Below are 12,997 nucleotides of genomic sequence, written 5' to 3'. Positions count from 1 at the left end.
ACTGCCGGGCCCTAGACTCTCGCCCAATAGACCGTATTGCAAGGCATGTCTGCCGTGCAACGGCAGCGCACATTTGAAGAGAGACTGACGATGAATCTGCAGAATATCGGCGTGATCGGCGCGGGCACCATGGGTAACGGCATCGCCCAGATCTGCGCCGTGGCCGGCATCAACGTGACCTTGCTGGACATCTCCGCCGGCGCCCTGGAAAAAGCCCTGGCCACCGTGAGCAAGAACCTCGATCGCCAAGTCAGCAAGGGCATCCTCAGCGAACCCCAGAAGCATACGGCCCTGGACAAGATCCGCACCAGCACCGACTACACCAGCCTGGCAAATGCCCAATGGGTCATCGAGGCGGCCACGGAAAACCTCGACCTGAAACGGCGCGTGCTGCAACAGATCGCCGCTCACGTCGATGAGCAGTGCGTGATTGCCTCCAATACGTCTTCGCTGTCCATCACTGAACTGGCGGCGGGCGTTAACGCCCCCGAGCGCTTTATCGGCCTGCATTTTTTCAACCCGGTGCCGGTGATGGGCCTGATCGAAGTGATTCGTGGCCTGCAGACCAGCGATAAGACCCACGCCCAGGCCATTAAGCTGGCACAGCACCTGGGCAAAACCGCGATCACCGCCGGCAACCGCCCAGGTTTTGTGGTCAACCGGATTCTGGTGCCGATGATCAACGAAGCGATCCTGGTGTTCCAGGAAGGCCTGGCCAGCGCCGAAGACATCGACGCCGGCATGTGCCTGGGTTGCAACCAGCCTATCGGCCCGCTGGCCCTGGCCGACCTGATCGGCCTGGACACCTTGCTGGCGATCCTCGAGGCGTTCTATGAGGGCTTCCAGGACAGCAAATACCGCAGCGCGTCGCTGCTCAAGGAAATGGTGGCCGCCGGTTACCTGGGGCGCAAGACCGGGCGCGGCTTCCACACCTATGGCTGAGTATCGCTCGCGCTTGTGCGAACACCGCAACAAGGCCCTGGAGTTGCTTGCCAGCAAAGGCTTCGGTCAAGTCGGCATGCGCGAGCTGGCCAGCAGCCTGGGGTTGACCCCGGGCTCGCTGTACCACCACTACCCCAGCAAGCAGCATCTGCTGCTGGATTGGATCGAAGAGTTCTACGAAGAACTGCTGACCACCCTGGGGCGCGTCGAGCAACGGCCGCGCTCACGCCAGGACAATCTGCAACGGCTGATTCATGCCCACCTGAATTTGCATCAAGAGATGCCGTGGCATTTCCGCCTGGTGGAGCGCGATTGCGGCTGCCTCACGGAGGACCAGCAACTGCGGGTCCGGCAGTTGCGCGAACAATACGAGCATCGACTGCTGCAAATGCTCGGGCGACCGCGGCGGCTGAGTGTCCATGCCCTGCAAGCGGCCGGCCACGCCATCGCCACGCTGCTGAACAATGCGCCGAGCTGGCTGGCCGGGCAGACGCTGGATGATGCAGAACGCACCGAGTTACTGGAAAACCTACTGACCGGCGCCATCGAGCGCGTACTGGCAACGCGGGCCGGCGACCGCCCAAGCCTGCAGATTGCCGTGGCATGAGGCCGATCAGCGCAATTGCAGGGGGTCCACCAGGCCGGCGGCAATCGCCATGCCCACCAGCTCCGGCAAATGGCTGGCCGCCATGCGCTTCATGACCCGCGCGCGATACAGGTCGATGGTCTTGACGCTGACGCCCAACTGCTCGGCAATTTCCCGATTGGTATAACCCTTCACCAGCGGGAGTAGTACATCACGCTCGCGTGGCGTGAGTTGCTGCAGCCGCGCCTGCACCCGCGCCGGTCCTTCACCGAGGCTCTGGCGATGATCGGCCTTGCTCAGGGCCTGCAGGACACTGTCGAGCAGCAACTGCTCGTTGTAGGGTTTTTCGATAAAGTCATGCGCCCCGGCCTTGAACGCGCGGACCACAATCGGCACATCGGCGTGGCCGCTGACGAAAATCACCGGCAGGTGCAGGTCGCGGCTGCGCATGTGCTCCTGCACATTCAGGCCGCCCATCCCCGGCATGCGCACATCCAGCAGCACGCAGGCGTTGAGGCGGCTGTCGCAGGCGTCGAGAAACTCGCGGCCACTGGTAAACGGCAGCGCCTTGAGGCCCACCGACTCCAGCAACCAGACGGTCGAATCGAGCATCCCCTGGTCGTCATCCACCACATACACCACCTGTTCCGTCACGCTCACCATCGCTTGATTCCTCTTCTTATTGTGGGGCACCGCTCTGGGCGAGTGCGGGCAAGCGGCAGCACATTTGCAGCCCGACCGGCATCGGCTCGGCCTGCAACTCGCCACCGAAGCCTTCGATGATGCTGCGGCTCATGGACAAGCCCAGGCCCAGGCCATTGGCCTTGCTGGTATAGAACGGGGTAAATATCTGCTCCAACTGCGCCGGCGAGACACCGGGGCCCTGATCGCTCACGTCGATTTGCACCCACCCGTCACGTTGTGCCAGCGCACTCATGACGATGAGCGAAGGCTGGCCGGGATGGGCTTCACGATTCGCATCAATGGCATTGCGCAGCAGGTTCAGCAGCACCTGCTCCAGCAGCACCCGGTCGGCGTAAATCAGCGGCAGATTATCCGGCAAGCGATCCTCGATCGTCACCTGACAATCGCTGGCCTCCCAGGCACACAGGCGGACGGCTTCGCGGGCCACCTCGCCGGGGTTCAGCGCCTCCATGCGCCTGCGTCCCTTGCGCAGAAACGCACGCAAGCGCTTGATCACTTGCGCGGCGTGATTGGCATGCACCGAGATCCGCTCCAGGCCTTGAGCCACTCGCTCGGCCGCCGGCGAATCGCTGCCCAGGGCAGCCAGATAACGCTGGCTGGCATTGGCGTAGTTAACCACCGCCGCCAGCGGCTGATTCATTTCATGGGCGATACCCGACGCCAGCTCGCCCAGGGTCACCAGGCGCGCAGTGTGCGCCAGTTCGTCCTGGTGATGACGCTGCTGGGCCTCGCGCAACTTGCGCTCGGTCAGGGTGGTTTCCTCGGCCTGGACCCTGGCGGTAATGTCGCGGGACACGCTGACCACCTCCACCACCGCGCCGGTGTAGGTCTCGCGGATCGCCCGGCAGGCGGTTTCGAACCACAGGTAATGGCCCTCGCGATGGCGGATGCGATAGGTCATGGTGTAATAACCGTCCTGCTCCAGGCCCTCCCAGGCACGCCGCACCAACCCCGCCAAGCCCTGCCGATGGAACAGGCGTTGTGCCAGGGTCCCGCGCAATTCCTCCGGCCAGTAGCCCAACAACGCCCAGGAAGCCGGCGAGGCATCGAGAAAACCGCCATCCGGGGTGTGCCGGGAAATCAGGTCGGTGGTGTTTTCGATGATCAGCCGATACAGGCGCCGGGCCTTGGTGGATTCGCGCTCGGCGACAATCTGCGCGCTGGCCTCCCGGCAACGCGCCAGCACGCGGTTTTCGCCAGGGTCAGGAATAAACGTCCACACCAGAATGCGCTCGGCGAACTGCGCCTCGACGTTTTCGATCGCCCGCTGCTGCCCCAGGCACGCCTGCACCAGCGGCAAGCAATTGACCGGCAACAGGCTCACACAATCGGCCAGGGACAACTGCTCAAGCAACGCCTGCAGCGCCGCGTTGAGCTCCAGCGGCCGAGCCTGGGCATCCAGCAGCAGACTCGGCTGCGGGTCATGCCCGAGCAGCGGCGAGCCGCTTGGTAAGCGCACGGAATTGCCGATCATCTTGAAACCTATACAGGGAGGACGACGTCGAGGTCAGCGGAAGCGTTTAAGCAAGATATAGTACATATACTATACAACACAGGTAGTACTTCCATATATCCGCACGAACAGTATATAAAAGCCGCCGGAGAAGTCATTGCGCTTTTCCCGCAGGGACCGGCGCGCCAACGATAAAGCCTCAAGGCCGGCACCGTCAGCTTAACTGCCGTTACCAGCGTCTCGAACAATAGAGCTAATAATCAGCCACCGGGTATCCGCACCATGTCCATTTTCGACCAAGGCCTCGAGCCGACTAGCGTTAATCACATTGCTCTTTCGCCTTTAAGCTTCATTGAGCGCACTGCCAGCGTCTATCCCGATTACCCTGCCGTGATCCACGGATCGATACGCGCCACCTGGGCGCAAACCTACAGCCGTTGCCGGCGTCTGGCCTCGGCCCTGGCCGGTCGCGGGATCGGCAAAAACGACACCGTGGCCGTCATGCTGCCCAACATCCCGGCCATGCTCGAAGTGCATTTTGGCGTGCCGATGATTGGCGCAGTACTCAATGCGCTCAACGTGCGCCTGGATGCCGAGGCCATCGCCTTCATGCTCGCGCACGGCGAAGCCAAGGTATTGATCGCCGACCGTGAGTTCCACGATGTGGTGCATGCAGCCATCGGCATGCTTGACCATCCGCCCCTGGTCATCGACGTCGATGACCCGGAATACGGCGAAGGCCAGCCCGTCAGCGACCTGGACTACGAGGCGTTTCTCGCCGAGGGCGATCCGGACTTCGCCTGGCAGTGGCCTGAAGATGAATGGCAGGCCATCTCGCTGAACTACACCTCAGGCACGACCGGCAACCCCAAGGGCGTGGTCTACCACCACCGCGGCGCCTACCTGAATTCCCTGGGCAACCAAATGATCTGGGCGATCGGCAACCACCCCGTGTACCTGTGGACGCTGCCGATGTTCCACTGCAACGGCTGGTGCTACCCGTGGATCATCACGGCCCTGGCCGGGGTCCATGTGTTTCTGCGCCGCGTCGACCCACAGAAAATCCTCAACCTGATCCGCGAGCACCAGGTCACTCACTTGTGCGGTGCGCCGATTGTGCTCAACGCCCTGGTGAACATGCCCGACTCGGCCAAGGCCACCATCGACCACCCGGTGAACGCCATGGTCGCCGGCGCGGCGCCACCCGCCAAGGTCATCGGCGCCGTGGAAGAAATGGGCATCAAGGTGATCCACGTCTACGGCCTGACCGAAGTGTATGGCCCTGTGACCCTGTGCGCCTGGCACTCGGAATGGGATGCACTGCCCCTGGACGAACGTGCGCAGATCAAGGCTCGCCAGGGCGTGCGCTACCCGACCCTGGAAGGCGTGATGGTCGCCGACCCGAAAACCCTCGAACCCACCCCCCATGATGGCCACACCATCGGCGAGATTTTCATGCGGGGCAATACGGTGATGAAGGGCTACCTGAAGAACCCGACGGCGACGGCTGAAGCGTTCGAAGGCGGCTGGTTCCACACCGGCGACCTGGCGGTGACCCATCCCGACGGCTATGTCGAAATCCGCGACCGGCTCAAGGACATCATCATCTCCGGCGGCGAGAACATCTCCACCATCGAACTTGAAGGTGTGCTGTACCGGCACCCGGCAATCCTGGAAGCCGCCGTCGTCGCCCGCCCCGACGAAAAATGGGGTGAAACGCCGTGCGCCTTTGTCACCCTCAAGGCCGACCACCAGAACATCCGCGAAGCCGACATCATCGGCTTCTGCCGCGAACACCTGGCAGGCTTCAAGGTGCCGCGCACGGTGGTTTTCACTCAGCTACCGAAGACTTCGACCGGTAAGATCCAGAAGTTTTTGCTGCGTGACATGGCGAAAAAGCTCTAGGGCTCTTTCACCAAGCCCGAACGCTGCGCATACACGGTCGTGTCTGATTGAACGACATGGACGCTAGTTGATAGGGTTGTGCAGCCAGCCTCAAACCGATGCCCTCCTTTATGGAGGGCATTGTTTTTTGGGGCGGCGTCGTTGAGGCGCGCCGGATAGCCCGAGAAGATCAAGCAAGCATCAGGCGCACTGGCTCGCACCGAGACGCAATATTTATCGCAGAAACGAAAAAAGACGCCGAAGCGTCTTTTTTTCGCTGACCCCGAGTCCCAATGGACACTGCGAATCAAAAATTGGAGCGGGAAACGAGACTCGAACTCGCGACCCCGACCTTGGCAAGGTCGTGCTCTACCAACTGAGCTATTCCCGCAAATGGCGTCCCCTAGGGGACTCGAACCCCTGTTACCGCCGTGAAAGGGCGGTGTCCTAGGCCACTAGACGAAGGGGACACGCTACTGAAACACATGGTGTGTATTTCAGTGCCCAGGGGCCTTGTCCGAAGACTTGGTCCTGGTTTCACTCAATGCCGCCCGAGGGCAACACTGCTTAAAAATGGAGCGGGAAACGAGACTCGAACTCGCGACCCCGACCTTGGCAAGGTCGTGCTCTACCAACTGAGCTATTCCCGCATTGGCGTCCCCTAGGGGACTCGAACCCCTGTTACCGCCGTGAAAGGGCGGTGTCCTAGGCCACTAGACGAAGGGGACACACGTACAACATTCACTCCCTACCGCGTTTCGCTGTGTGCTTTACGCTGTAAGTGGCGCGCATTCTATGGATGGATTGAAAGGTCGTCAACCCCCAAGGATAAATTTATTTAAATCAATGACTTCGCCCCCGTTTTCCGGCCCTTGCGGGCATTCTGCATGTCCGCGCCTTGACGCCTATATTCTGGCGCCCGACAAGACGCTATAGTTCATCCAGCAACTGATGGCATTGTGCATCTACGCAGGGAATGCTTACGTATATAGAAGAAACTACCTGGGCAACTGGTCGAACAGTCCTATCCGACAGATGCCTCAGTCACTACACTTAACAGCAAACCCTATAAAGAGGTCACACCGGTGACACCACTCATGATCACCCTGCTGGTAATAGCCGGGATCGTAATACTGATCGCCATTGGCTACATGAACCACGCGGTGGAAAACAACAAACTGGAAAAGCAACGCACCGTGATCGAGCTTAATGACCGGCTGCGTCGCTGTGGTGAGATCACCGAGACCTTCCCTGGCCAGTTGATGACGCCTGCGCTCAAGCTGCTGTTGACCCGCCTGGAGCTCAACGTCAACCAACGCTTGTTGCACCTCAACAAGACCAGCGCACCGCTCAAGGCGCGGATCGCCGAACTGAATGCGCTGGTGGCCCAAGGCGAATCGATCCCGATCAACAACCCGCCCGGCCCGATCCAGACCGAAGCCAAGGCCAAGGACGTGCGGTTCCTGCTGGAAGCCCTGCACGGCCAAGTCACCCGCGCCGCCCAGGACGGTTTCCTACCGACCAATGAAGCCAAGCACTGGATCAGGGAAATTCGCCACATCCTGGTACTGCTGCACATCGAGTTCTTCAACAACCTCGGCCAGCATGCCCTGCAACAGAACCAGCCTGGCCAGGCGCGCCTGGCCTTCGAGCGCGGCGTGCAGTACTTGCGCAAGCAGCCCGAGCCCGCGCTCTACAGAGAGCAACTGCAACTGCTGGAGAGTCAATTGGTGCGCGCCAACTCTACGGTGCTGACCAACAGCAAGCCTGCGGAAGACGAAGTCAACGAACTGACCGAAGGCCTGAAAGTCGCCGAAACCGACGCCGAGTGGAAGAAAAAAGTCATCTACGACTGACCCTCCCTCCCCATGTGGCGAGCCCTCCCTCGCCACATGCCATCATTTAGTACCTATCCGCTGGCCGTCGACTCGCGTACAAAAGTGTCCCTCACTTCGTGAAGTTGGAGGCCTGTTATGCCTGTCGCCGTGATTAATGGACAACCGTTGCACTATGTTGACCAGGGCTGCGGCCCGGTCGTCCTGCTGGGTTCGAGTTACCTGTGGGACCGAGACATGTGGGCACCGCAGATCGAAGCGCTGTCGCACCAGTATCGTGTGATCGTCCCCGAGCTCTGGGGCCATGGCGAGTCCGGGCCGCTGCCGACACACACGCGATCCCTGGACGACCTGGCGCGCCAGGCCCTGGCACTGCTCGACCAGTTGCACATTACCCGGGTCAACCTGGTGGGCTTGTCGGTCGGCGGCATGTGGAGCGCGCGCCTGGCCCTGCGGGCACCCGAGCGGGTCAACAGCCTGGTGCTGATGGACACCTACCTCGGCGCCGAGCCCGAGGCCACGCGCCAGCACTACTTCTCGCTGTTCAAGATGATTGAAGACGCCGGCGCTATCCCGGAGCCGCTGCTGGATGTGGTCGCGCCGATCTTTTTCCGCCCGGGCATCGACCGCGAATCGGCGCTGTACCAAAATTTCCGCAAGGTCTTGCAGGACTACCCCGCGGCGCGCCTGCTAGACAGCATCGTGCCCCTGGGCCGGCTGATCTTCAGCCGTGAAGATGTATTGGAGCAGTTGTCACGCCTGGACGCCGACACCACCCTGGTGCTGTGCGGCGAACAGGACACACCGCGCCCGCCCGCCGAGTCCGAGCAGATGGCCAGCCTGATCGGCTGCAGCCTGAGCCTGATTCCCGACGCCGGGCATATCTCCAGTCGCGAGAACCCGGACTTCGTCAATGAAGCGCTGCTGACCTTCCTCGCCAACCATGCCTGATCGCCCGCCAGCCCTTTGATCGCGACCTGCCAGCGGCGATCAAAGGCGGAAGTGCCCCACCATGCCCTTGAGTTCCGTGCCCAACTGCGCCAGTTCAATACTCGACGCGGCATTGCCTTGCATGCTCAACGCCGATTGATCGGCACTCGCCCGAATGCTGGTGACGCTGCGGTTGATTTCTTCGGCCACCGAACTCTGCTGCTCGGCCGCCGCCGCAATCTGCTGATTCATTTGTTGGATCAATGACACCGCGGCCGCAATGCTGCCCAGGGCGCTTTCGGTTTCCAGCGCATCACTGACGGCCAGCTTCACCAACTCGCCGCTCTGCTGGATCTGCTGCACCGACGATTGCGCCGCGCTGCGCAAGGCGCCGACCAGGCGTTCGATTTCCTCGGTCGATTGCTGGGTGCGCTTGGCCAGGGCCCGCACTTCATCGGCCACCACCGCAAAACCACGGCCTTGCTCACCGGCGCGCGCGGCCTCGATGGCCGCGTTGAGTGCCAGCAGGTTGGTCTGTTCGGCCACGCTTTTGATCACGCTCAACACGCTACCGATGTTCTGGATTTCGACGCTGAGGCTTTCGATGCTGGCACTGGCGCGGGTACTGGAGGTCGCCAGCAATTCGATGCGCTGCAAACTCTGGCGCACCACCTGCTGGCCGCTGTCGACTTTGTCATCGGCAGTCTGCGCCGCTTGTGCAGCCTCTTCGGCGTTGCGCGCCACATCATGGACCGTGGCGGTCATCTGGTTCATCGCCGTGGCAACCTGTTCGGTTTCTTCCTTCTGGCTGCTGACCTCGATGTTGGTCTGCTCGGTGACGCTGGACAGCGAATGGGCCGAACTGGCCAATTGCTCGATACCCGCTTGCAGCCCGCTGACCATTTGGCTCAAACCGCTGCCCATCTGTTGCATCGCCAGCATCAACTGGCCGATTTCATCGCGGCGGCTGACTTCCATGCGCCCGCTCAAGTCGCCGGCCGCAATCTGCTGGGCCACCGCGATCACACGGCGCAGCGGCGCGACGATCAACCGGGTAATCACCCACGCTGCAATCAACCCCATCAACAGCGCCAGGGCCGACGAGCCGATGATCAGCAGCGCGCTTTTCTTCAGTTGCGCTTGCATCGACTGGTCTTCAGCGGCATACGCCTGGTCGACCCGGCTGACGACTTGGTCGGCGCGATCATGCAATTGTTTGTAGACCACTTTTTCCTGGGCCAGCAGGCCGGTGTATTCGCCGAGTTTTTCGCTGAACGCGGCGATATGCCCGGCGACCTCATTGAGCACCGTCTGGTAACCGGAGTCCTTGACCGAGGTTTTCAGTAGCTCAACTTGGGCCAGCGCCTGCTCGGCCTGTTCGATCTTGCCCTGTTCGGCGCTGTCTTCCTCGCCTTTGCGGCTCTGATCAAGGCGCACATGAGCTTCGTTCATGGCTTGCAGCATCAACCGTGAAACCTGACTGACCTGCCCCGCCTGCTCGATAAACTCGGCGCCCTCCTTGCCCTGGCTTTCCTTTAGGCCATAGGCGCCATCGTCGGCCAGGCCGGCCTGCAACACATCGAGGTTATTGGCCACGCTGGACACCGACCAACTGGCCATTTCCAGCGCCAGGTCCTTGGTCTGGGTCAGCTCGACGAACTCATCGAACGCCTTGCGGTAGGCGGCCAAGGCCTGCTCGACCTCGGTCATCAGCGGCACGTTGGCCGCAGACCCGGCCTTGAGGCTGCCGGCCAGGGCAGCCAAGGCGTCGACACGTTCATGCAGGGCGTCGACGGACTTGGGGTCGGCGTGCAGCGCGTAGTCCTGCTCGATCAAACGCACCTTGAGCAGCCCGCTGTTGAGCGCAGACATGCTCTTGAGGCCCTCGAAACGCAGGCCAACGGTTTGCAGGGACCACACGCCGATCGCTGCCACCAACGCAGTCAACAGCAGCACCAGGCTGAAGCCCAAACCCAGTTTTTTCGCCATACCAAGGTTGGCGAAACGTCGTTGCACGGCCGAAATCATGCGCTTGAATCCTCTTGCAATGGCGGATGCCATCAAGCCCGGTTTCCCAGCAGCGAGATTCGCAACCACGAGGCACTGAACACAAGTCGTTGGCGCCACAATAATGGCAAAAAGCTACATCCGCGTCGTTTTCAGAATGGTCGAGGTCGATCTGGCAGGCCCGGCAGCGCGGAACAACGCCAGGGCCCGCTGATCAGCAGCATAGGCCACATTGATGCGCTGCCACTCGCTGTGTTCACCCGTTGGGCTGAACAGCGCCCCCGGTGACATCAGCACACCCAGTTGCCGTGCATACGCCTGCAACCGCGAACGGTCGCCCACGCAGGGCCGCGCCCAGACAAACATGCCGCCGGCGGGCACGGCGAACACCTGCCATTCCTCATCCTCCAATACCTGCAAGGTCGCGGCCATTTGCGTGTTCAGGCGTTTGCGCAGGCGTTGCACCCATTTGCGATAGGTGCCGTTGGCCAGCAACGTGGCCATCACCGCTTCGGCAAACCGCGAGGTGCCGATGCCGGTGAGGGTCTTGAGGTGTACCAATTGCGCAATGATCGGCGAACTGGCGCTGAGGTAGCCGACGCGCAAGGCACTGCTGAGGGTCTTGGAGAAACTCGAGACATAGATCACCCGATCTTCATGGGGCAGCGCCGACAGTCGCGTGCAACTGGCGTGTTGCAGGTCGGCGTAGACATCTTCTTCGATAATCAGAAAGTCTTCGCTGTGCGCCAGCTCCAGCAAACGTTCGGCCACCTTGCGACACAGGCTGGTGCCGGTGGGGTTGTGATACAGGCTGTTGATAAACAGGCATTTGGGACGATGACGGCGCAGCAGGGCTTCCAGCGCCGGGATGTCCGGGCCGCCCTGGGTGCGCGGCACTTCCAGCAGCGTGACGCCGTGGAAGGCCAACTGACGAAACAGGTTGCCATAACCAGGGGTTTCTACGACCACGGTGTCGCCGGCCTTGAGCAACGTGCGGATCAACAGGTCCTGAGCGTGGCTGGCGCCATGGGTGGTGAGGATGCGGTCGAGGCTGGTGACCACGTGAATTCGGGTCAGGCGCTTGAGCAATTGCTCGCGCAGCGCCGGCAACCCCAGTGGCGTGCTGTAGTTGAACAGGCCTCCGGTATCGGTGCGGCTGACTTCGCGGATCGCGTAGCTGATGTCATCGCTTTCGCGCCAGGCGTCCGGCAACCAGCCGCAGCCCAATTTCAACTCGCCCAACGGGCTGTCGGTAAAAGCGCCCCACTCTCGCTCCGCGCCTTCATACCAGTGGCGTTCCTGAGCCACCGGCGGCTGCGCCACCATAAACCCAGAGCCCTGCTTCGAGGTCAGCAGGCCTTGGGCCTCCATGCGCTCGAATGCCTCGATCACACTGGACTGGCTGAGCAGGTTGTCGAGGGCCAGTTGGCGGATGGACGGCAATCGTGTGCCGGGGCTGACCCCGCTCTTGCGAATCCATTCCGCCACCGCGCTGACGATTTGCTGCACCACCGGTACAAGGGCTTGTCGATCGATCCCTAAATCCATGACCCACTCACTTAACTATCTGTTATTCAACCCAAAACAGTTAAGCACAGAAGCCCGCCAAAACAGGTCGTCAACAGTTACTAAAGTATTGATTTTATTGACTTATTTACCTCCTGATACACATTGGATCACGGCGTTTTGCCAGCTATGGAAACGCCCCACAGCACCTCAAACTTTTTCGAGAGCGGTGCGGCTTGGAGTCCTAGATCGCGGTGGCGCCGCCGTCCACCGCCAGGGCCTGGCCGGTGGTGAAGGCCGCACCGTCGCTGCACAGGTACAACACGGCACTGGCGATTTCCTCGACCTTGCCAATGCGCCCAACCGGGTGCATGGCGGCGGCAAATTCAGCTTTGCGCGGGTCAGCTTCATAGGCACGGCGGAACATGTCGGTATCGATCACTGCCGGGCATACCGCGTTGACGCGGATTTTCTTTTTCGCGTATTCGATGGCCGCCGATTTGGTCAAGCCGATCACGGCGTGTTTGGACGCCGCGTAGATGCTCATCTTTGGCGCGGCGCCCAGCCCCGCCACCGACGCGGTGTTGACGATCGCTCCGCCGCCCTGGGCCAGCAGCAACGGTAATTGGTATTTCATGCACAACCACACGCCCTTGACGTTGACGCCCATGATGGCGTCGAACTCATCGAGGGTGCCGTCCGCCAGCTTGCCTTTCTCGATCTCGATCCCGGCGTTGTTAAAGGCGTAGTCCAGGCGGCCATATGCGGCAATGGTCTGCGCCATCAATTGCTGCACGTCGGCTTCCAGCGTGACGTTGCAGCGCACGAACTGCGCTTCGCCACCGGCCTCGCGGATCAGCGCGACAGTGCCTTCGCCGCCCGCCACGTCGAGGTCGGCAACCACTACCTTCAAGCCTTCGGCAGCAAACGCCAGCGCGGTGGCGCGGCCAATACCGGCGGCGGCGCCGGTGACCAGGGCGACCTGGCCGGAAAACGTCATGCTCATGGGGGATGTCCTATGGGAGAAATAGCCGTGGCGCGAGTCTAGCCAACCCCGGGACGGGCGCGTCAGCACTATCAGAAGGCCGGTTAGCGCTGCATGAATCACAATGATAAGACCGGCCGCGCCACTATCATCGAGGCCTATCG

10 protein-coding genes, 4 tRNA genes and 1 pseudogene are annotated in these 12,997 nt (G+C 61.5%); 5 read left to right on the top strand and 10 right to left on the bottom strand.

Translation table 11 applies throughout. From position 1 onward, the window contains the following. Positions 1–90 precede the first annotated feature (90 nt). Both ACP7CJ_RS04435 and ACP7CJ_RS04430 read left to right on the top strand, forming a co-directional pair. On the top strand, positions 91–942 hold the full coding sequence (locus ACP7CJ_RS04435) for a 3-hydroxybutyryl-CoA dehydrogenase (protein WP_426099386.1): 852 nt from the start codon (positions 91–93) through the stop codon (positions 940–942). Beyond that, complete coding sequence (locus tag ACP7CJ_RS04430; protein WP_247398758.1) at positions 935–1,549, top strand: TetR/AcrR family transcriptional regulator; 615 nt, start codon at positions 935–937, stop codon at positions 1,547–1,549. Before ACP7CJ_RS04435 ends, ACP7CJ_RS04430 begins: the two co-directional genes overlap by 8 nt. A gap of 6 nt (positions 1,550–1,555) precedes the next feature. On the opposite strand, the gene ACP7CJ_RS04425 is transcribed toward ACP7CJ_RS04430, so the two are convergent. Both ACP7CJ_RS04425 and ACP7CJ_RS04420 read right to left on the bottom strand, forming a co-directional pair. Further along, positions 1,556–2,191 carry a response regulator transcription factor gene (locus tag ACP7CJ_RS04425; RefSeq protein WP_276197265.1) on the bottom strand — a complete coding sequence of 212 codons (636 nt, stop codon included), beginning with the start codon at positions 2,189–2,191 and terminating at the stop codon, positions 1,556–1,558. 16 nt (positions 2,192–2,207) lie between these two features. Then, on the bottom strand, positions 2,208–3,707 hold the full coding sequence (locus ACP7CJ_RS04420) for a PAS domain-containing sensor histidine kinase (RefSeq protein WP_276197264.1): 1,500 nt from the start codon (positions 3,705–3,707) through the stop codon (positions 2,208–2,210). A 261-nt stretch (positions 3,708–3,968) separates the two neighbouring features. Here ACP7CJ_RS04420 and ACP7CJ_RS04415 point away from each other — a divergent pair, with 261 nt between their 5' ends. Further along, the gene (locus ACP7CJ_RS04415; protein WP_247398764.1) at positions 3,969–5,591 is read left to right on the top strand and encodes an acyl-CoA synthetase; all 1,623 of its coding nucleotides are present in this window, start codon (positions 3,969–3,971) and stop codon (positions 5,589–5,591) included. A 294-nt stretch (positions 5,592–5,885) separates the two neighbouring features. Here the strand turns inward: ACP7CJ_RS04415 and ACP7CJ_RS04410 are convergent. The 4 genes from ACP7CJ_RS04410 to ACP7CJ_RS04395 form a co-directional block, all read right to left on the bottom strand. Further along, positions 5,886–5,961, bottom strand: a tRNA-Gly gene (locus ACP7CJ_RS04410). A gap of 3 nt (positions 5,962–5,964) precedes the next feature. Beyond that, positions 5,965–6,040, bottom strand: a tRNA-Glu gene (locus ACP7CJ_RS04405). A 104-nt stretch (positions 6,041–6,144) separates the two neighbouring features. Then, positions 6,145–6,220: transfer RNA gene (locus ACP7CJ_RS04400), tRNA-Gly, on the bottom strand. A gap of 2 nt (positions 6,221–6,222) precedes the next feature. Continuing rightward, positions 6,223–6,298 (bottom strand) — tRNA-Glu (locus ACP7CJ_RS04395). Positions 6,299–6,655: 357 nt separating this feature from the next. On the opposite strand from ACP7CJ_RS04395, the gene ACP7CJ_RS04390 reads away from it, so the two are divergent. Together ACP7CJ_RS04390 and ACP7CJ_RS04385 are read left to right on the top strand one after the other, a co-directional pair. Then, positions 6,656–7,426 (top strand): hypothetical protein, encoded by a 771-nt coding sequence (locus ACP7CJ_RS04390; RefSeq protein ID WP_276197263.1) that lies wholly within the window; start codon positions 6,656–6,658, stop codon positions 7,424–7,426. 117 nt (positions 7,427–7,543) lie between these two features. Then, complete coding sequence (locus ACP7CJ_RS04385) at positions 7,544–8,356, top strand: alpha/beta fold hydrolase (protein ID WP_426099387.1); 813 nt, start codon at positions 7,544–7,546, stop codon at positions 8,354–8,356. A 39-nt stretch (positions 8,357–8,395) separates the two neighbouring features. Here ACP7CJ_RS04385 and ACP7CJ_RS04380 read toward each other — a convergent pair whose 3' ends face one another. The 4 genes and pseudogenes from ACP7CJ_RS04380 to ACP7CJ_RS04365 all read right to left on the bottom strand — a co-directional run bounded on the left by ACP7CJ_RS04380 (position 8,396) and on the right by ACP7CJ_RS04365 (position 12,854). Beyond that, positions 8,396–9,238 (bottom strand): methyl-accepting chemotaxis protein, encoded by an 843-nt coding sequence (locus ACP7CJ_RS04380; RefSeq protein WP_426120543.1) that lies wholly within the window; start codon positions 9,236–9,238, stop codon positions 8,396–8,398. Positions 9,239–9,256: 18 nt separating this feature from the next. Then, a pseudogene (locus tag ACP7CJ_RS04375) lies at positions 9,257–9,418 on the bottom strand (HAMP domain-containing protein); the annotation flags it as partial. Positions 9,419–10,477: 1,059 nt separating this feature from the next. After that, complete coding sequence (locus ACP7CJ_RS04370; protein ID WP_276197260.1) at positions 10,478–11,890, bottom strand: PLP-dependent aminotransferase family protein; 1,413 nt, start codon at positions 11,888–11,890, stop codon at positions 10,478–10,480. A gap of 202 nt (positions 11,891–12,092) precedes the next feature. Beyond that, the gene (locus tag ACP7CJ_RS04365; protein ID WP_247405964.1) at positions 12,093–12,854 is read right to left on the bottom strand and encodes an SDR family oxidoreductase; all 762 of its coding nucleotides are present in this window, start codon (positions 12,852–12,854) and stop codon (positions 12,093–12,095) included. Between the last annotated feature and the right edge of the window lie 143 nt (positions 12,855–12,997).

Source organism: Pseudomonas sp. PSPC3-2 (genome assembly GCF_049897085.1).
GTDB classification, from domain to species: domain Bacteria; phylum Pseudomonadota; class Gammaproteobacteria; order Pseudomonadales; family Pseudomonadaceae; genus Aquipseudomonas; species Aquipseudomonas paraveronii.
The sequence above is the reverse complement of the archived record's forward strand: the minus strand, read 5'-3'. Positions and strand labels throughout refer to the sequence as shown.